Source organism: Luteimicrobium xylanilyticum (genome assembly GCF_009429125.1).
Lineage (GTDB): Bacteria > Actinomycetota > Actinomycetes > Actinomycetales > Cellulomonadaceae > Luteimicrobium > Luteimicrobium xylanilyticum.
Map to the genome: position 1 here is coordinate 3,418,082 of NZ_CP045529.1, position 17,351 is coordinate 3,435,432.

The window sequence follows — 17,351 nt, forward strand, 5'->3', positions numbered from 1 at the left end:
CGGATCAGGCCATCCGCCCGGTGCGTGGGCGCGGCCGTGCACCGGGTCGCGCCCCGGAGGCGCTACCGTGGCGACACGCGCCGCACGACCACCGAGTGGAGGTGACGAGGTGGCCCAGCTCCTCGTGCTGACCCCGACGACGGGAGGATCCGTCGAGATCCTCCCGGCCCTCGGCTTGCTCTCGCACCGCGTCCGGGTGCTGCCGATGGAGCCGTCCGCCCTGGTGGACGCGCCCGACGCGGACCTGGTGCTCCTCGACGCGCGCCGCGACCTCGTGGCCGCCCGCACCACCTGCCGGCTGCTGCGCGCGACCGGCATGACGGTGCCCCTCGTGCTCGTGATGACCGAGGGCGGTCTGACCGTCGTGACGGCCGAGTGGGGCGCGTCCGACGTGGTGCTGTCCGACGCCGGACCGGCGGAGGTCGAGGCCCGGATCCGCCTCGCGGTCGAGCGGGGCGCGGGGCGCGCGCGCGACGACAACGAGGAGATCTCGGCGGGCGAGCTCACGATCGACGCGTCGGGGTACACCGCCCGCCTGCGGGGTCGCCCGGTCGACCTGACGTACAAGGAGTTCGAGCTCCTCAAGCACCTCGTCCAGCACCCGGGCCGGGTGTTCACGCGCGCCCAGCTCCTCCAGGAGGTCTGGGGCTACGACTACTACGGCGGCACGCGCACGGTCGACGTCCACGTGCGGCGCCTGCGCGCGAAGCTCGGGCCCGAGCACGAGCAGCTCATCGGGACCGTGCGGAACGTCGGCTACCGGTTCGACCCGCCCAAGGAGCGGCGTGAGCGCGCCACGGCGCCCGACGGCGCGGCCTCGGCCGCCTCCGACGGCGCGCCGGGCACGGACGCGCCCCCGGTGGACAGCGACCCGGTAGGTTCGCTCGGGTGATCGCCGACTACTCGACCGCCCTCGTCGAAGGTCCCTGGCGGCACGAGTTCGTCGCCGCCAACGCGGCCCGGTTCCACGTCGCGCTGGCCGAGCCGGCCGACGGCGTCGGCGCCGCGGCACGCGGCTCCCGCGCCCCCCTGGTCGTCCTGCTCCACACGTACCCGCAGTTCTGGTGGGCGTGGCGGCACCAGGTCGAGGCGCTCGCGGCCGCGGGGTACCGCGTCGCGGCGATGGACCTGCGCGGCACGGGCGCGTCCGACAAGCCGCCGCTCGGCTACGACGTGCCCACCCGCACGCGCGACGTGGCGGGCGTGATCCGGTCCCTCGGGGCGGACTCGGCGGTCGTCGTCGGGCACGGGGAGGGCGGGACCATCGCCTGGGCGATGGCCGCGATGCAGCCCGCCGTGACCCGCGCGGTCGCGGCCCTCGCCGCGCCCCACCCCGCCTACCTGCACGTGTCGCACCGGGCCCCGTACACGCGCGCGATGCGGCGGCACGTCGCGTTCGCGCAGGTGCCGTTCCTGCCCGAGCGGGCGCTGGGCGACGGGCGGTTCGTCGACGACGTGCTGCGGGGCGGTGCCGTGCGGCCGTTCGACGAGGACGCGCTCGAGCTGTACCGGACCGCGGCCCGCATCCCGTTCGCGGCGCACTGCTCGACGGAGGCGCTGCGCTGGTCGGTGCGCTCGATCCCGCGGATGGACGGGCGCAGGTTCACCACGGCGGTCCGACGGCGCGTCGACCAGCCGGGTCTCCTCCTGCTCGGCGCCGAGGACCCCTACGTCCGCACGGACGCCGCGGCGATCGACGCGACCGCGCTGGTGCGCCGGCTGCGCGTGCAGGTGCTCGACGGCGTCGGGCACTACCTGCCCGAAGAGGACCCCGAGGCGGTCTCTGGCGCGCTGCTCGACTGGCTCGCCGACCTGGACGCCTGACCCCGCCCAGCCGGGCGGGAGCACGCTACGCATACTGCACAATATGCGGGTGTCGAACGCGCAACCCGGGTGGTACCCGGACCCCCACGCGCGCGGACGCATGCGGTGGTGGGACGGCGTGCGTTGGCACCACGCGACCCGCGCCGAGCCGGAGCTCGCCCCCGCGCCCGCCGAGCCCGGCGCCACCCGCCCCGGGTCGGCCGCGCCCGACGCCACGACCCAGGCCATCCCCCTCGCGCCCGTGATGCCGTCGATCACGGCGGGCTCCTCGGCCCGGCTCACGAAGCCTCCTGCGACTCCTTCGACTCCGGCTCCGAAGCCCGAGCCGGCGGCGAGCGCGTCCGACGGCGCCGTGCCCGCCCGGCGTCGCCGGCGCGCCTGGTGGGCCGTGGCGGCCGGCGGCGCGGCGGCCGTCCTCGTGGCGGGCGTGGCCGTGGCGGCGGGCGGTCACCGGGGTGCGCCCGTCGCGGCCGCGAGCCCGACGACGTCGTTCCTGACGCCCGCAGCCGCCGATCCGGCTCCCGCGACCTCCGAGCCTTCCGCGACCCCGACGTCGACCACGAGCACCGCGACGCCGACCCCCACGCCGTCGGGCACACCCTCCGCGACGCCGACCCGGACGCCCTCGCCCCGGCCGACGACCGCGCGGCCGACGCCGACCGCGGCCCCGACCCGGCCCGCTCCGCGCCGGACGACGCGCCCCTCCCCGACGGGACGACCGAGCTCCCCGACCTCCGGCCCGACGACGCCGCCCTCGGCGAGCCCGAGCACCACCCCGACGACGGCAGCCACGCCGGTGACCGGTCCCGTCGCCCCGCTCGCGTCCGGCGAGTGCCCGGCGTCCGCACCGATCAAGATCGCGTACCACACGGCCTGGGGCCCCGACAGCTACACGTACTCGCACGTGTCCGCCGACGCGTGCTACGCCACGTTCGAGGCCGCCCAGGCCGACGGCTACTGGAGGGGCTGGTAGCCCGCAGCCGACGGACGGCGGCGCGGAACATGGTCCGGACTGTCCGCCATGCCCACCGGTCTGGACTCCGCGCGTCCTCGCAGCGGGTCGTGGCGTCCGACGACGTGGGTCCACCTGCTCACGGACGGCTGACGTGCGACGACGTGTGGGTCACATGCCCCACAATGTGTCCGTGACGCGAGCGAGCTCCCCCGACCGACCCGGCCGACCTGTCGCGCTCGCGCGTCACCGGACGACGTGGGCCGCCGCGCTCACGGCGGCGGTGCTCGCGACCACCACCGCGTGCACGAGCCTCGACGCGACCGGGCAGCCCGAGGCCCCTGTGTCCTCGTCCGCCGCCGCGACGGTGCACGCGACCACGCCGGGCCTGACCGCGACGACCACCTCGAAGCCCCCGGCGAAGGCCACGCCGAAGCCCACGACGACGCACGGTTCCGAGGCGGCGTCGGGCGCGAAGCCCGGTGCGGGGACGGCGCTCGCCGTCCTCGCGACGCTGCCCGTCAAGGGCCGCGCCGCGATGACCGGGTACGCGCGCGACCAGTTCGGTCCGGCGTGGAAGGACGTCGACCACAACGGGTGCGACACGCGCAACGACATCCTGGCGCGCGACCTCGACGGCGTGACGTACCGAGCGGGGACGCACGACTGCATCGTCCTCACGGGCACCCTCCCGGACCCCTACTCGGGCCGGAGCATCGCGTTCCAGCGCGGGCAGACGACGTCGACGGCCGTGCAGATCGACCACCTCGTGGCGCTCGGGGACGCCTGGCGCACGGGCGCCCAGCTCCTCTCCCCCGCGACGCGCGAGCTGCTCGCGAACGACCCGCTCAACCTGCTCGCCGTCGACGGGCACCTCAACGGGCAGAAGTCCGACGGCGACGCCGCGACGTGGCTCCCGCCGTCGAAGGCGTACCGGTGCCGGTACGTCGCCCGCCAGGTCGCGGTCAAGCAGCGGTACCACCTGTGGGTCACCTCCGCGGAGAAGTCCGCGATCGCGCGGATCCTCGGCACGTGCCCGGGCGAGCGCGTCCCGACGGGCGGCCTGACGGACGTCAAGGTCGTGACGCAGAAGGGACCGTCGGGGACCTCGGCCACGTCCGCGCCGTCGTCGGGGAGCACCAAGAGCAGCGGCACGAGCACGAAGCACCCCGCCGTCGCGGCGCCGGTGTCGAAGGACGACTGCCCGGACTGGGCGCCCATCAAGGGCAACGAGTCGAGCCACATCTACCACCTGCCGACGGGCGCCTCGTACGACGTCACGGACCCCGAGGTGTGCTTCGCGACCGAGGCCGCGGCGCAGGCCGACGGCTACCGGGCCGCCAAGCGGTAGGCGCGCTCACCGGCCGCCCGCACGCGCTCGGCCCCCGCGACGTACCGCGGCAGGGTCGCGAACCGGTCCCGCAGCGCGACGTCGCCGAGCCAGGTCACGAGCCCGCGCGGGGCGCGGCAGAGGACGTCGTCGAGCACGGGTGGCGCGAGCGCGAGCAGCAGACGCGCGACGCGGGCGTTCGGGACGTACTCGGGCTCCGCGGCGAGCACCAGCACGTCCTCCGCGTCGCGGACGGACGCCGCGTTGAGCTCGGCCTCGACGGACGCGGTGCGCGACCGCGGGACCTGGACGACGTACAGATGGTCGACGTGCCGCGCCCCCGCGGTGCGCAGCGCCGCGTGCACGGCGTGCTCGTGCGCACCGGTGACCCGGACGTCGTCGAGCGCGACCACGTGCGCGCCGCGGACGTCCCCGGGCGCCTCGAGGTGCGCGGGCCGCAGCCGCGCCCGACGCTGCGCGGCACCCCAGGTCGCGTAGTCCCCGTCCGACGGCGTGTGCCGGCGCACGACGACGCAGCGCGCGTCGTGGCCGTGGGCCGCGAGGGTCGCGGCGAACGCCGGGAGGAGGGCGGCCGCCGCGGGCGGCGCGACGTCGTACCCGGACGAGGTGACCAGGAGCGGGCCGTGCGCGCGGCCGCTCGCGAGGTAGGCGAGGGCGAGCGCCTCCCCGTAGCGGGCCGCGACCGCGCCGTCGCCGTGCTTGAAGCGGCTGTAGTCCCCGGCGGTCCCCGGCGCGGTTCCGGCCCGGCGCGCGAACGACGTGGGGACGAGCGCGAACCCGTCGTCCGCGCTGCCGTCGAGGCGCGCGAGGGCGTGCCGGGTCACGCGCCCACCGGCCGGGCGGCGGCGAGCGCCGGTCCGGGGTCCCGGCGCGCCGCCGCGCGGCGTGCGTCGACCGCGGCGAGCCCGTCCGCGTACCCGGCGCAGAACGCGGGCCCGGTCGCGCGGGCGCCGTCGGCGAGCTCGTCGAGGAGCGCGGCGTCGCACGCGTCGAGGAACTCCTCGCGCTCGGCGTCGGGCGCACCGAGGAGACGCTTGAGGAACCGGATGGTGAGGGCGAACCGGCCGGCGCGGACCGCGTCCGCGAGGTCGGCGACGGACCGGGCGGCCGCGTGGTTGAGGACGGCCTCCACCGACGGGTCCGCGGCGAGCCCCGGCTCGCACACGGCGACGTACGCGGTGACGACCTCGGCGGGGCGGCCGGCGCCGTCCCGCGCCAGGACGTCGAGGAGCGTCTGCTCGGCGAGGCCCGTGACGCGGACGTCGTCGACGAGCACCACGCGCGCCCCACCGAGGTCCTCGTCGAGGCGGAACCCGATCGACGCCAGCTCGGCCCGGCGGGCCTCCGCGGACGCGCCCGCGTAGTCGGTGCGGGTCACCGACCCCTTCGCGACGCGCACCACCCGGCCCGGCTCGAGCCCGTGCGCCGCCCGCGCCCCGTCGACGACGTCGAGCGCAGCCCGGGCGAGGAGCAGGCACGCGGGGGGCACCGCGAGGTACGCGACGGGCAGCACGACGGGCGCCGGGTCGGTCGCGAGCGCGGGGACGCGGGCCAGGAGCTCGCGGCCGAGCGCGCGCCCCAGGGCGGTCGTCGCGTCGAGGTCGCCGTGCTTCATGCGCGAGTAGGTCCGCACGTCGAAGGGCGCGCCGGTGGCCGCGTCGCGCAGGTCGTCGCGCGTCCCGCCCAGCCGGGTGAGGGCCACGGTCCGCACGAGGGGGACTCCCGGCGACGCCGGGGTCGTCGAACGGTCGCTGCGGACCTCGTCGAGCACCCGCCGGAGCAGCGCGTCGGTCGTCTCGTCCGGTCCGACGAGCGCCGCGCGCAGCCCGGCGCCCGTCGCCCCGCGGACGTCCGCGACGGGGTTGTCGCCGACGTGCAGGACGGCGGCGGCGGGCACGCCCAGCCCGGCGACGGTGGCCTCGAAGATCGCGGGGGACGGCTTGCCCGTGCCGAGCTCGTCCGAGAACGTGAGCACCCGCACGGGCGCGAGGAGCCCGGCCGCGTCGAGCAGCGCGCGCATCGTCGTGCCGGGCAGCATCCCGGTGTTGCTCGTCACCGCGAGCGGGACGAGCGCCCCGAGCTCCGCGAGCAGCCCCGGCAGGTCGGGGTGCAGCGGCACGGGCGGCAGCTCGAGCGCGAGCTCGCGCTGCCGTGCGACGAGCTCCGCCACGAGCTCGGGGGCCTCGGCGAGCACCGCGCCCGCCCCGGCCGGGACCAGCCCGTCGCGCCGCAGCGCCGCGACCGCCAGGTCCACCCGCTCGGCGAGGCCCCGGTCACGGCCGTCCGCCTCGACCTGCCGGTCCGCCGCGACGTCCGCGGACCGCAGCGCGGCCGAGAACGCGTCGTCGGGCACGGGCAGGCCGAGGCCGGACCGCAGCGCCGCGTCGCGCGCCGCCTTGAAGCGCGGGTTGCTGCGCAGCAGCGTCAGCCACACGTCGAGGCTGACCGCGCGGACCGGAACCGCTGTGGCGTCGGGCAGAGCGAGCGTGGCCACCGGTCAGAGCGAGCCGAGCGCGAGCGCCTGGAGCTGGTGCGCGGTGCGCCCCTGGCCGGGGGTCCCGATCGCCGTGAGCTGCCAGCCGCCCGAGGTCCGCGACACGCGCGCCATGACGAGCGCCGTGTGCGGGCCGGAACCCGTGAGCGTGAACTTCGCGAGCTCCGCGTCGCCGGCCGTGGTGTCGACGACGCGGACCGACGCGTTGTCGATCTGCTCGAACGTCTCGCCGCTGTACGAGTTGACGGTGAATACGATGTGCTCGATCTCCGGGTGCACGCGCGCGAGATCGACGAGGATCGACTCGTCGTCGCCGTCCCCGGCACCCGTGAGGTTGTCACCCGTGTGCTGGACGGAGGCGTCCTTGGACCGCAGCTGGCCGAAGTACACGATGTCGCGGACCTGGCCGCCGCCGATCAGCAGCGCGGACGCGTCGAGGTCGATCGCCTTGCGGACCTCCTTCGTACCGCCGAACAGCGTCTTCTTCTGCACGACCTTGACGTCCCAGCCGAGGCCCATCCGGACGTGGGTGAGCCCGGCGCTGCGGTCGGGCTTGGTGAGGTCGATCGTCTGGCCCTTGGAGAGGTTGATGCCCATGAGGTTCCTTCGGTGGTCGGGTCGGTGGGGTGCGCGGCGATCAGGCCGCGGCGAGCCCGTAGTCGGCGACGATGCCCGCGAGGCCGGACGCGTAGCCCTGCCCGACGGCGCGGAACTTCCAGTCGTCGCCGTTCCGGTACAGCTCGCCGAACACGAGCGCGGTCTCGGTCGACGCGTCCTCGCCCAGGTCGAAGACGACGGTCTTCGCGTCGTTCTGCGGGTCCTCGGCGTCGAAGACCCTGATGTACGCGTCCGAGACCTGGCCGAAGTTCTGGCGGCGCTCCTCGGCCTCGTAGATGCTCGCGAGGAACACGACGCGCACGACCTCCGCCGGCAACGCCGCGAGGTCGACGACGATCTGCTCGTCGTCGCCGTCGCCGTCGCCCGTGCGGTTGTCGCCCTGGTGCACGACGGCGCCGCTCGGGTCCTGCAGGTTGTTGAAGAACACGAAGTGCCGGTCCGAGAGGGCGCGGCCGTCGGCGTCGACGAGCAGCGCCGCAGCGTCGAGGTCGAACGCGGCCCCGTCGGTGGTGCGGGGCTTCCAGCCGAGTCCCGCGACCGCCTTGCTGAGGCCGGGCGCGACCTTCGTGAGCGAGATGTTGCCGCCCTTGGAGAGGTTGACTGCCATGGTGGGTGCCTTTCTCTGGTGCCCCCGCGCGGGGGCGACGGGTGGGTCAGCCGGCGAGCACCGTGTCGGCGTCGCGCCAGGACAGCCCGCGGTAGCCGTACGCGGCGAGCGCGTCGCGCAGCGGGCGGACCTGGCGGGCGTGCTCGGCCCGCAGGACGAGGGCCCCGCGCACGAGGTGCCCCGTGAGCGCGACGGTCGACGTGCGGTCGGCCGCCGCGCCGGTGCGCCCGGCGTCGCTCGGGTCGAGCGGGATCTCGAGGCGGCTGCTGCCCGTCGTCGTGAGGACGAGCACGCCCTCGACGGCGGGTCCGGCCGGGTCCGCGGGCCGCACCACGACGACGAACCGGCGCAGGGCGCGCGCCTGACGCAAGTCCACCGTGAAGCGCGGACCCGCGAGGTGCACGACGGGTCGCCGGTCGTCCGGGCCGTACGGCTGCGAGTCCCGCACGACGCCCTGCGTGCGGTCCGCGAGCTCGTACGCCACGACGACGCTCGCGTCGACAGCGGTGTGGAGCTCGCCGCGCAGTCCGCCGACGCCGGTCTGGACGCGCGTGAGCTGGACGACCGGGGCGTCGGCGGAGAGCAGCCGCCGCTCTCCCTGCCCGACGCCGGGCAGGCCACGGAGCAGCGGAGGCAGCGGGGTGCGGCCCGGGCGGGCGGGGGGCGTCGCGCCGGCCGGCGGGGCGAGGTCGAGCGCAAGCGAGGGCGCGGCCACGGGCAGGTCGGGCGCCGCCGCCGGGGCGGGCGCCTCGGGGACCGCCACGGCGCGCGGCCGCGCCCGCCGCCGCAGGAACCCGAGGTCGTCGCGGACGGGCGCCGTGTCGGGCGCACCTCTCAGCAGGGTGCTCGCGGTGCTCACAGCGGCAGCCCGTACTGCTCGGCGACGCCCACGATCCCGGCCGCGTATCCCTGCCCGACGACCTTGAACTTCCAGCCCCCTCGGTGCCGGTAGACCTCGCCGAGCACGACGGCCGTCTCGGGTCCGAACCCGGGCGCGAGGTCTTCGGACGTGACGATGCCCGCGCCGGTGGCGCCGTCGAGCACGCGGACGACACAACGCCTGAGCTGGCCGAGCGTGCGGCGCCGCGGGCCGCCCTCGCTGAGGTAGAGCACGACGACGATGCGCTCGACGGCGGCGGGCACCTGGTCGAGGTCGATCTCGAGCTGCTCGGTGTCGTCCCCCAGCGCGGCGTCGACGGCCGCGACCGACAGGTCGGACGAGACGACCTGCTGGAAGAAGACGAAGTCCTCGGCGGACGTCGCACGACCGTCCGGCCCGCAGAGGATCGCCGCGAGCACGAGGTTGTCGTCGAGCGCGTGCTCGCCGCCCGCGTCCCACGCGGTCCCGACGACGAGCGTCCGCAGCCCCGGGATCTCCTTGGTGAGCGCGACGTTCGCGCCGCGCATGAGGCCGCTCACCGGTCCGCCTCCATGAGGTCGGCGCCCGTGAACCGGGCACGCAGGAAGATGCCCTGCGCCTCGACGGCGCGCAGGTCGTCGTCGCGGAGCGCGTCGACCGACTCGCGGACGGCCGCGAGGATCGTGCCGAGCTGCTCGACGAGCGCCGCCTCGAGCCGCTCGTGGTCCGCGCCGGCCACGCCGCGGGCCGCCGCGTGCCGGCGCAGCGACGTCGGGACGTAGTCGGTCAGGACGGCGTGCAGGGCGACCCGGCCGTGGATGTTCATCCCGGTCGGGGCGGTCTCGGCCCGGCGTAGCGCCTCGGCCGCGAGGTCCGTGATGCGGCGCGCCACCACGACCGCCTCGGTCGGCAGCGTCCCCGCCTCGGCGTCGACCTGCGCGACGAGCGCCGCGACGTGCCCGTGCAGCGCGTCGACCGAGTCGGGTGCCGCGTCCGCGCGCACCGGCACGCCGGACACCGCGTCGTCGGACGACGACCCGGTGATCCGGTCGAGCCAGCGCGGCGGCACCGCGGCCTCAGGCCTCGATCGAACGGCGCGCGCGGTCCACGTACGGCTTGGCGCGCTCGACCTGCTGCTCGAGCTGGGTGATGGTCGTCGCCATCGCCTCGGTGGCCTGGCCGCGGAACGTGTCGATCGCGTCCATGGTCGCGAACACGTTCTCGAACGCTGCCTGCAGCTTGTCGATCTCGATGGTGCTCTCGGCGGCCTGCTGCTGGATCGCGGCGCCCTGCTGGCGCAGCTGCAGCGACGTGGCCTCGATGAGGCTGCTGGTGGTCGAGTTGAGGGCGTTGATCTGGTCGAGCACGAGCTTCTGCTGGCCGAGGGCCTGCGACACGATGACCGCGGTCCGCAGGGCGGCGACCGTCGTGGTCTGCGCGCGGTCGACGCCACGGATGAGCTCGAGGTTGTTCTTGCGGATGAGGTCCATGGCCAGGTAGCCCTGGACGGACACCGCGGCCTGCGTCATGAGGTCCTGGTGGCGCTGGCGCACCGCGAACAGCACGTCGGACTTCATGGCCTCCGCGGTCTCGCTGTCGCCTGCGGCCTCGGTCTGTGCGATCTTCTCGACGACCGCCGCGTCGAGCGCCTCGAGCTCGACCTTGAGCTCGCCGAGGCGGTTCATGGTCTCCCAGAGCTGGTTGCGCTCGACCTCGATGGCCGCGTTGTCCTTGCGCAGCTCGTCCTGGCCGGCCGACAGCGCGCGGATGATCGCGTCGAGGTGGGCCTGGGCCGACTTGTACTTCTGAAAGTACCGGTCGATCTTGTTGCCGCCGGGGATGAACTTGAGGACCTTCTTGACGCCCTTGAGGTCCGCCCGCGTCGGGTCGAGCTCGGTGACGGTGATGCGCAGGTCGACGAGCGTCTTGGAGACCTTGCCCTGCGGGCTCGAGTCGCTGCTCGCGGCGGCGGGGCGGTCGAGCATGCGGTTGGAGGCGCCTGCCGACTGGCGCACCTCCTTGTCGCCGATGCTCCCGATCTTCGCGACCTCCTGCGAGAACTGCGGGGAGCGCGCGTCGAGCGCGGACAGGCGCTCGACGACGGCCGCGGCCTTGCGCTCGGCCTCCGTCAGCTGCTCGACGGCCTTGCCCTGGTTGGCGGACGCGATGGTCGCGACGGCCTGCTCGGGCGTCACGAGCGGCGCGGGCTGCGGCGGCTCGAGCACGAGGACGGGGGCGGAGTCGGCGGTCGTCGTCATGACGTGTCCTTCCGGGAGGGGCTCGGGCGGTTCTCGGGAAGCGCGGGCGGACGCCGACTGCGGCGCCCGCCGAGATCAGTCGTCGGTGGCGGAGTGCGACGCGAAGATGCCGGGCGCGGGGGCGTCGGCTCCGGCGCCGCTCGCGGCGATCTCTGCGAGCTCGGCCTCCTCGCGCCGGTTGGCGGACACCGACGTGAGGATCGCGGCGACGATGAACGCGATGCCGACGAGCCCGATCACCACGTCGGGGATCTCGACCTTGAGCGTCACGACGAGCAGCAGCGCAAGGGCCCCGATGGCCCAGTGGGCGCCGTGCTCGAGGAAGCGGTACTCGGCGAGCGTCCCCTGGCGGACGAGGTACACGGTCATCGACCGCACGAACAGCGCGCCGACGCCGAGGCCCAGGGCGATGATCACCGGGTCGGGGGTGATCGCGAACGCACCGATCACGCCGTCGAAGCTGAACGACGCGTCGAGGACCTCGAGGAACACGAAGAGCGAGAACGCGGCCTTGCCGGCGAGCGCGACCTGCGCGCCGAGACCGGGGCCCTCCTCGGCGCCCGACTCGGCGAGCGCCTCGGCCTTCTCGGCCTCCTTCTCCTCCATCACGGACGCGAGCCCGTTGACCGCCAGGTAGATCACGAGACCGAGGAGGCCAGCGAAGAGCACGGTGGCCTGCTCGTCGCCGTGCACGAGCGCCTGCGACGCGACGAGGAGGACCACCGCGGCGACGATGACGCTGAGCTGGTCGAGCCGGCCGACCTTCAGCAGCGGCTTCTCGATCCACGACAGCCAGGTCGAGTCGCGCTCGGTGTCGAACAGGAAGTCGAGGAACAGCATGAGCAGGAAGATCCCGCCGAACGCGGCGATCGCGGGGTGCGCCTGGTTGAGGATGTAACCGTAGGTGCCCGCCGTGTCGGGGTCGCCCTTCTCGAGCGCGAGGCGGATCGCCTCGGCCGGGCTCACGCTGCCGGTGAGGCAGACGATCACGAACGGGAACACGAGGCGCATCCCGACGACCGCGACGAGCACGCCGACCGTGAGGAAGATGCGCTGCCAGGCGTCGTTGAGCCGGGCCAGGTACTTGGCGTTGACGGCCGCGTTGTCGAACGAGAAGACGATCTCGACGACGATGAGGATGGCGGCCAGCCAGACGGCGCCCCACCCCTGGTAGACGAACGCGACCGCGAGCGCGGCCAGCATCACCACGAGGTCCCACTTGAAGTGGCGGAGGGTGTGCACGGGGTTCTCTTCTCTGCCGTTGCGGTGGGTCCCGGCGGCGACGGTGGAACGGGTGGTGAGGCGGCGGCGGGGGGTCAGCCGGCCTGGAGGCCGTAGTCCCGGATCACGCCTGCGAGGCCGGACGAGTAGCCCTGCCCGATCGCGCGGAACTTCCAGTCGCCGCCGTGCTTGTAGACCTCGCCGAACACGAGCGCCGTCTCGGTCGAGGCGTCCTCACCGAGGTCGAACACGACGACCTTGGAGTCGTCGGTCGGGTCGTCGCCGTCGAAGACGCGGATGTACGCGTCGGAGACCTGCCCGAAGTTCTGGCCGCGCCGGTCGGCGTCGTGGATGCTCGCGAGGAACACGACGCGCGCGACACCGGGCTCGACGGCGGCGAGGTCGAGGGTGATCTGCTCGTCGTCTCCGTCGCCCGCGCCGGTGCGGTTGTCGCCCTGGTGCACGACGGCGCCGCTCGGGTCCTGCAGGTTGTTGTAGAAGACGAAGTGCTCGTCGGAGAGCGCGTGCCCGTTCGCGTCGACGAGGATCGCGGAGGCGTCGAGGTCGAAGTCGACGCCGTCGGTGACGCGCGGGTTCCAGCCGAGCCCGACGACCGCGTGGGTCAGGCCGGGTGCGACCTTGTCGAGGGAGATGTTGCCGCCCTTGGCAAGGTTCACGGCCATGCTGGTCCTCCGTCTGACGCCTGGCGTCGGTCTCGCTCGAGAAGGGCGGGACGCGAACGCGGCAAACCGCGCGAAGCACCTGTCTCCGGCGTTCCCCCCTAGTGGTCGCTCAACGTACCAGCAGGGTCGTAACCGTCACAAGGACAGATCGTCCGTCATATCCGCTTTCTGGGTGACTTTTCTCCCGACGTTCTCCTAGCCCAGGTCAACGGGCGCCCAGACGGAGGTTGGCAGACTCCGACCTGCGCACCAGGCACGTTCGTCCTGGGCGTACACGAACCGGGATTGAGCGGCCTCGGCTCAAGGTTGTGCTGGTCAGACGGGGACCACCGGGCCCCCAGCACGAAGGAGACCACCATGACCACCACACGCACCGGCTTCACCGACGTCGACCGGCTGGTCCGGGACCTGTGGACCACCCGCACCGCACGTCCGGCCGCCCGGCCCGAGACCGGCTTCTCCCCCGCCGCGGACGTCTACCGCGACGGCGACGACCTCGTCGCCCGCTTCGACCTGCCGGGCGTCGACCCGGCGAGCGACGTGTCGGTCGAGGTCCAGGGCCGCCGGCTCGTCGTGTCGGGCGAGCGCAAGGACACCCGGACGGGCAGCGCGGAGGGGGCCCGGGTCCGCGAGACCCGTTACGGATCGTTCCGCCGCGTCGTCACGCTGCCCCGCACCGCGTCGGGCGAGGACGTGTCCGCCCGGTACGACGCCGGCGTCCTCACCGTCACGGTCGGCGGCGTGCTCGCCGGACCGGCCACGCACCGCGTGACCGTCGAGTCGGGCCCCGCGCCCGTCGTCGAGCACGCGGAGACCGCTCCCGAGGAGAGCGCCGAGGAGGCCCAGGCCTGACCGCCCGACGTCGCGGGGGCCCGGTAGGCGTGCCGGCCGGGCCCTCGCCGTGTGACGCACGACACACGACGACCCGCGCCCCCGCGGGAAACGTCGCCCCGGTCGCGTGGTTGCCAGGAGTATGACTCAGCCCACGCGCACGCAGCTCACCTTCGGCCCGCTCGTCCTCGGCGGCAACGTCTTCGGCTGGACCACCGACCGGGACGAGGGGTTCCGCGTCCTCGACGCGTTCGTCGACGGCGGCGGGCGGTCGATCGACACGGCCGACGTCTACCCCGCCTGGGTCCCGGGCAACTCCGGCGGCGAGTCGGAGGCGATCATCGGCGAGTGGCTCGTGTCCCGCGGCAACCGGGACCGCGTCGAGATCGCCACCAAGGTCTACTCGCTCGCTGCCCGCCCCGGCCTGTCCCCCGCGAACATCAGGGCCGCCGTCGAGGACTCGCTGCGCCGCCTGCGGACCGACCGTCTCGACCTCTACTACGCCCACCGCGACGACGCCGACGTCGCGCAGGAGGAGTACCTCGCGGCGTTCGACGCGCTCGTCCGCGAGGGCAAGGTGCGCGAGCTCGGGGCGTCGAACTTCACCGCGGACCGGCTCGTGTCCGCCGCGAAGATCGCCGAGACGGAGGGCCTGACCCCGTTCACGGTCGCGCAGGACCGCTGGTCGCTCGTCGAGCGAGGCATCGAGGACGAGCTGGTCCCCACGCTCCGCGACCTCGGCGTCGTCGAGGCGCCCTACTCCTCGCTCGCGTCCGGGTTCCTCAGCGGCAAGTACCGCCCGGGGGCGAACGTGGAGTCGGCGCGCGCCCACGCCGCCGGGAAGTACCTCGACGACCCTCGCGCGCTCGCCCTCCTGCCCGTGCTCGACGACGTCGCCGCGGCCCACGGGACGAGCGTCGCCGCGGTCGCGCTCGCCTGGCTGCGGCAGCAGGACGTCGTCGCCGCGCCGATCGCGAGCGGCCGCACGGTCGAGCAGGTGGAAGCGCTGCTCGCCTCCGCGCGCGTCGAGCTGTCGGACGACGAGCTCGCGCAGCTGTCGGGAGCCACCCCGCCGCTGGCGTGAGGCGCCCGTAAACGCCCCTACGGGCCGGCGGCCGGCGGGGTGGTCGACGGCAGGACGAGCGCGAGGATCTCGTCGACGACCTGTTCGTCGAGCGGTGCCCGCGTGAGCCACGCGCGGTGGTACAGCGGTGCGAAGAGAAGATCGACGACGACCTCGACGTCGACGTCGGGCCGAACCTCCCCGCGCGCGACGCCTTCGTCCAGGATCGTGGCGGCAGCGGCGCGGCGCGGCGCCAGCCAGTGGTCGAAGAACGCGTGCCGCACGTCCTCGCGGGTGAGGGCGCCGGCGGCCAGCGCCCGCAGCGGAGCGCCGGTCGCGGCGTCCGAGAGTACTCGTGCGCCGTCGACCAGGTGCCGGCGCAGGCGGGCGACCGTCTCCTCCCCCGCACTCACCTCGATCGTCCAACGTGCGCCGTCGAGCAGTGCGTCGAGCAGCAGGACCTGGGGAGAGTCCCACCACCGGTAGAGGGTGGTGCGACTCACACCTGCTTCGCGTGCGATGCGCTCGAACGTGACGTCGATGCCGCTCTGAGCAGCGAGATCGGCGGCGGTCTGCAGCACCCGCGCACGGAGCTGGTCGTCACGGGGGCGCCCGCGACCGCGCCGGGGCGCGGGGTCGGGGGCTTGCGCTTTAGTGGACACGTCGTACCGTTAAAGATATCGAGTACACAGTGTTCACTATAACGACCTCGGCACGCCGCCCGAAGGAGCCACGCTCATGACATCCGCCCTCACCCGCACCTCGCACGACGGCCTCACGCTGCCCGCGATCGGCTTCGGGACCTACCAGCTCCGCGGCCAGGCCGGGGCACGCACGGTCGGCACCGCGCTCGCGAACGGCTACACGCTCCTCGACTCGGCGGTCGGCTACGAGAACGAGGGGGCCGTCGGACGCGCCGTCCGCGAGACGAACGTGCCGCGGGACCAGGTGGTGGTGACCTCGAAGCTCCCCGGCCGCCACCACGCCCACGACGACGCCCTCGCGACGATCGAGGAGAGCGTCTACCGCACCGGGCTGGAGCGCGTGGACCTGTACCTGATCCACTGGCCGAACCCGCGCATCGGCAAGTACGTGGAGGCGTGGGAGGCGCTCGTCGAAGCGCGTGAACGCGGCCTCGTGGGCGCGATCGGCGTCTCGAACTTCCTGCCGGAGCACCTCGAGGCGGTCGAACGCGCGACCGGGGTCCGCCCGAGCGTCAACCAGATCGAGCTCCACCCGTACTTCCCCCAGACGGAGCTCCTCGCCCACCACCGTGCGCTCGGAATCCTCACCGAGGCCTGGAGCCCCCTCGGCCGCGCGAGCGAGATGCTCCACGACCCGGTGATCGGCGAGATCGCGGAAGCGCACGCCGCCAGCCCCGTCCGTACGGTCCTCGCCTGGCACGTCGCCGTCGGGGCCATCCCGCTCCCCAAGGCCAGCAGCCCCGAGAGGCAGCGCGACAACCTGGCTGCGCCCGACCTCGTCCTCGACGAGGACGAGGTCGCCCGGATCACCGCGCTGGGACGTCCCGACGGTCGCACGGCGAACCAGGACCCCGCCGTCTACGAAGAGCTGTGAAGTCATGGCGAGCACGCTCGCGACCGCGCTCCTCCCGATCGTCCTGACCCTCCTGCTCGGCTTCTTCGCCGGGTGGCACCACGACTTCTCCGCGGACCAGGCGCCGATCCTCAACCGCATGGTCATGCTCTACGCCCTGCCGCTCAGCCTCTTCGCGGGCATGGTCACGGTCTCGCGCTCGTCGCTCGTCTCCGACCTGCCGATGGCGGGGATGGTGGCCGGGACGATGGTGGTCGCGTTCGTGGTCGTGGTCGTGGTCACCCGGGTCGTCCTGCACCGAGACCTGGGCGAGGCCGCGCTCTGGGGCCTGGCGATCGGCGGCCCGGCGGTCCCCTTCGTCGGCACCCCGGTGCTGGGCACGCTGCTCGGCTCGGCGCAGGCGACCGTCCCCATCGCGGTCGCGAGCCTCACCATGAACCTCGTCCAGGTCCCCGCGGCGCTCGTGATGCTGTCGGTCGCCCACTCGGCCTCGACCCGGGCTCGAGCATCGGCCCCGGCGTCCGCGTCGCCCGCGCCGGCCGCGGCTCGTGGCACCGCGGGTGCACCGAAGCCGGCCGCCGGGGCGGGCGGTCACGTGCTCGCGGCCCTGCGCGAGCCGGTCGTGTGGGCGCCCCTCGCAGCGCTCGTCCTGGTGCTCGCCGGGTGGTCGCTCCCCCACGCCGTGACCTCGTCCCTGGCTCTCCTCGGCCAGGCCACGGGCGGCGTCGCACTCTTCGCCTCCGGCCTCGTCCTGTACGCGCAGCGCGTCAGCCTCACCGCGCCGGTGGGCTGGGCCGTGGCGTGCCGCAACCTCGTGATCCCCGCCCTCGTCCTCGGCCTCACCGCGCTCCTCGGCTTCAGCCACGAGAACCGTGAGGCGAGCGTCCTGGCGATGGCGATCCCGACGGCGTCCATCTGCGTCATCCTCGCCGTCCAGTACCACCGGGCCGAGCGCCAGATGGCGTCCGTGCTCTTCATCTCGACCGTCGCCTCCGTCGCGACGATGGCCGGCTTCATCGCACTCACCCGCTGA

Annotated in this window: 20 protein-coding genes and 1 pseudogene; 9 read left to right on the forward strand and 12 right to left on the reverse strand. The window is 74.4% G+C overall.

Going from position 1 to position 17,351, the window contains the following annotated elements; all coding sequences use genetic code 11:
- Positions 1-109: 109 nt before the first annotated feature.
- From KDY119_RS15135 to KDY119_RS19450, 3 genes and pseudogenes are all read left to right on the forward strand, one after another.
- Positions 110-892: a response regulator transcription factor gene (locus tag KDY119_RS15135; RefSeq protein WP_083890646.1), complete on the forward strand. Its 783-nt coding sequence runs from the start codon at positions 110-112 to the stop codon at positions 890-892.
- Complete coding sequence (locus tag KDY119_RS15140; protein WP_153022496.1) at positions 889-1,824, forward strand: alpha/beta fold hydrolase; 936 nt, start codon at positions 889-891, stop codon at positions 1,822-1,824. Before KDY119_RS15135 ends, KDY119_RS15140 begins: the two co-directional genes overlap by 4 nt.
- 43 nt (positions 1,825-1,867) lie before the next feature.
- Positions 1,868-1,975 (forward strand): annotated as a pseudogene (locus tag KDY119_RS19450) (DUF2510 domain-containing protein); the annotation flags it as partial.
- Positions 1,976-2,271: 296 nt separating this feature from the next.
- Here KDY119_RS19450 and KDY119_RS19190 read toward each other — a convergent pair.
- Positions 2,272-2,616: a hypothetical protein gene (locus KDY119_RS19190; protein WP_227994744.1), complete on the reverse strand. Its 345-nt coding sequence runs from the start codon at positions 2,614-2,616 to the stop codon at positions 2,272-2,274.
- 4 nt (positions 2,617-2,620) lie between these two features.
- Between KDY119_RS19190 and KDY119_RS19195 the strand changes: the two genes are divergently transcribed.
- Together KDY119_RS19195 and KDY119_RS15150 are read left to right on the forward strand one after the other, a co-directional pair.
- On the forward strand, positions 2,621-2,797 hold the full coding sequence (locus KDY119_RS19195) for a hypothetical protein (protein WP_227994746.1): 177 nt from the start codon (positions 2,621-2,623) through the stop codon (positions 2,795-2,797).
- Positions 2,798-2,969: 172 nt separating this feature from the next.
- Positions 2,970-4,127: an HNH endonuclease family protein gene (locus tag KDY119_RS15150; protein ID WP_227994375.1), complete on the forward strand. Its 1,158-nt coding sequence runs from the start codon at positions 2,970-2,972 to the stop codon at positions 4,125-4,127.
- Here KDY119_RS15150 and KDY119_RS15155 read toward each other — a convergent pair.
- The 10 genes from KDY119_RS15155 to KDY119_RS15200 all read right to left on the reverse strand — a co-directional run bounded on the left by KDY119_RS15155 (position 4,106) and on the right by KDY119_RS15200 (position 12,867).
- The gene (locus KDY119_RS15155) at positions 4,106-4,951 is read right to left on the reverse strand and encodes a phosphoribosyltransferase family protein (protein WP_194174249.1); all 846 of its coding nucleotides are present in this window, start codon (positions 4,949-4,951) and stop codon (positions 4,106-4,108) included. The genes KDY119_RS15150 and KDY119_RS15155 overlap by 22 nt on opposite strands.
- The gene (locus tag KDY119_RS15160) at positions 4,948-6,621 is read right to left on the reverse strand and encodes a phosphoribosyltransferase family protein (RefSeq protein ID WP_153022499.1); all 1,674 of its coding nucleotides are present in this window, start codon (positions 6,619-6,621) and stop codon (positions 4,948-4,950) included. Before KDY119_RS15160 ends, KDY119_RS15155 begins: the two co-directional genes overlap by 4 nt.
- A gap of 3 nt (positions 6,622-6,624) precedes the next feature.
- The gene (locus tag KDY119_RS15165; protein ID WP_036947416.1) at positions 6,625-7,218 is read right to left on the reverse strand and encodes a TerD family protein; all 594 of its coding nucleotides are present in this window, start codon (positions 7,216-7,218) and stop codon (positions 6,625-6,627) included.
- A gap of 40 nt (positions 7,219-7,258) precedes the next feature.
- Positions 7,259-7,846, reverse strand: coding sequence for a TerD family protein (locus KDY119_RS15170; RefSeq protein ID WP_036947417.1), 588 nt, complete (start codon positions 7,844-7,846; stop codon positions 7,259-7,261).
- Between the two features lie 46 nt (positions 7,847-7,892).
- A complete protein-coding gene (locus KDY119_RS15175; protein ID WP_153022500.1) occupies positions 7,893-8,705 on the reverse strand; it encodes a hypothetical protein in 813 nt (270 codons plus the stop codon).
- Positions 8,702-9,265, reverse strand: a complete 564-nt coding sequence (locus KDY119_RS15180) for a TerD family protein (RefSeq protein ID WP_227994376.1) — start codon at positions 9,263-9,265, stop codon at positions 8,702-8,704. Before KDY119_RS15180 ends, KDY119_RS15175 begins: the two co-directional genes overlap by 4 nt.
- Positions 9,262-9,774 carry a hypothetical protein gene (locus KDY119_RS15185; protein ID WP_036947419.1) on the reverse strand — a complete coding sequence of 171 codons (513 nt, stop codon included), beginning with the start codon at positions 9,772-9,774 and terminating at the stop codon, positions 9,262-9,264. Before KDY119_RS15185 ends, KDY119_RS15180 begins: the two co-directional genes overlap by 4 nt.
- A 7-nt stretch (positions 9,775-9,781) precedes the next feature.
- The gene (locus KDY119_RS15190) at positions 9,782-10,963 is read right to left on the reverse strand and encodes a toxic anion resistance protein (protein WP_036947420.1); all 1,182 of its coding nucleotides are present in this window, start codon (positions 10,961-10,963) and stop codon (positions 9,782-9,784) included.
- 75 nt (positions 10,964-11,038) lie between these two features.
- Positions 11,039-12,205: a DUF475 domain-containing protein gene (locus KDY119_RS15195; RefSeq protein WP_153022501.1), complete on the reverse strand. Its 1,167-nt coding sequence runs from the start codon at positions 12,203-12,205 to the stop codon at positions 11,039-11,041.
- A 74-nt stretch (positions 12,206-12,279) separates the two neighbouring features.
- Positions 12,280-12,867 carry a TerD family protein gene (locus tag KDY119_RS15200; RefSeq protein WP_036947422.1) on the reverse strand — a complete coding sequence of 196 codons (588 nt, stop codon included), beginning with the start codon at positions 12,865-12,867 and terminating at the stop codon, positions 12,280-12,282.
- A gap of 357 nt (positions 12,868-13,224) precedes the next feature.
- Here KDY119_RS15200 and KDY119_RS15205 point away from each other — a divergent pair, with 357 nt between their 5' ends.
- Both KDY119_RS15205 and KDY119_RS15210 read left to right on the forward strand, forming a co-directional pair.
- Positions 13,225-13,719, forward strand: a complete 495-nt coding sequence (locus tag KDY119_RS15205) for an Hsp20/alpha crystallin family protein (protein ID WP_036947423.1) — start codon at positions 13,225-13,227, stop codon at positions 13,717-13,719.
- 121 nt (positions 13,720-13,840) lie between these two features.
- Positions 13,841-14,782 (forward strand): aldo/keto reductase, encoded by a 942-nt coding sequence (locus KDY119_RS15210; RefSeq protein ID WP_036947424.1) that lies wholly within the window; start codon positions 13,841-13,843, stop codon positions 14,780-14,782.
- Positions 14,783-14,799: 17 nt separating this feature from the next.
- Here KDY119_RS15210 and KDY119_RS15215 read toward each other — a convergent pair whose 3' ends face one another.
- A complete protein-coding gene (locus KDY119_RS15215) occupies positions 14,800-15,342 on the reverse strand; it encodes a TetR/AcrR family transcriptional regulator (protein ID WP_194174251.1) in 543 nt (180 codons plus the stop codon).
- Between the two features lie 157 nt (positions 15,343-15,499).
- Between KDY119_RS15215 and KDY119_RS15220 the strand changes: the two genes are divergently transcribed.
- Positions 15,500-16,339, forward strand: coding sequence for an aldo/keto reductase (locus KDY119_RS15220; RefSeq protein WP_036947425.1), 840 nt, complete (start codon positions 15,500-15,502; stop codon positions 16,337-16,339).
- A 4-nt stretch (positions 16,340-16,343) separates the two neighbouring features.
- Positions 16,344-17,351 carry an AEC family transporter gene (locus KDY119_RS15225; RefSeq protein ID WP_153022503.1) on the forward strand — a complete coding sequence of 336 codons (1,008 nt, stop codon included), beginning with the start codon at positions 16,344-16,346 and terminating at the stop codon, positions 17,349-17,351.

What these genes read in the sequence shown, in the direction of transcription:
- KDY119_RS15210 (WP_036947424.1), top strand. Translation starts at nt 13,841, where the DNA reads ATGACTCAGCCCACGCGCACGCAGCTCACCTTCGGCCCGCTCGTCCTC.
- KDY119_RS15205 (WP_036947423.1), top strand. Translation starts at nt 13,225, where the DNA reads ATGACCACCACACGCACCGGCTTCACCGACGTCGACCGGCTGGTCCGG.
- KDY119_RS15170 (WP_036947417.1), bottom strand. Translation starts at nt 7,846, where the DNA reads ATGGCAGTCAACCTCTCCAAGGGCGGCAACATCTCGCTCACGAAGGTC.
- KDY119_RS15200 (WP_036947422.1), bottom strand. Translation starts at nt 12,867, where the DNA reads ATGGCCGTGAACCTTGCCAAGGGCGGCAACATCTCCCTCGACAAGGTC.
- KDY119_RS15225 (WP_153022503.1), top strand. Translation starts at nt 16,344, where the DNA reads ATGGCGAGCACGCTCGCGACCGCGCTCCTCCCGATCGTCCTGACCCTC.
- KDY119_RS15220 (WP_036947425.1), top strand. Translation starts at nt 15,500, where the DNA reads ATGACATCCGCCCTCACCCGCACCTCGCACGACGGCCTCACGCTGCCC.
- KDY119_RS15165 (WP_036947416.1), bottom strand. Translation starts at nt 7,218, where the DNA reads ATGGGCATCAACCTCTCCAAGGGCCAGACGATCGACCTCACCAAGCCC.
- KDY119_RS15190 (WP_036947420.1), bottom strand. Translation starts at nt 10,963, where the DNA reads ATGACGACGACCGCCGACTCCGCCCCCGTCCTCGTGCTCGAGCCGCCG.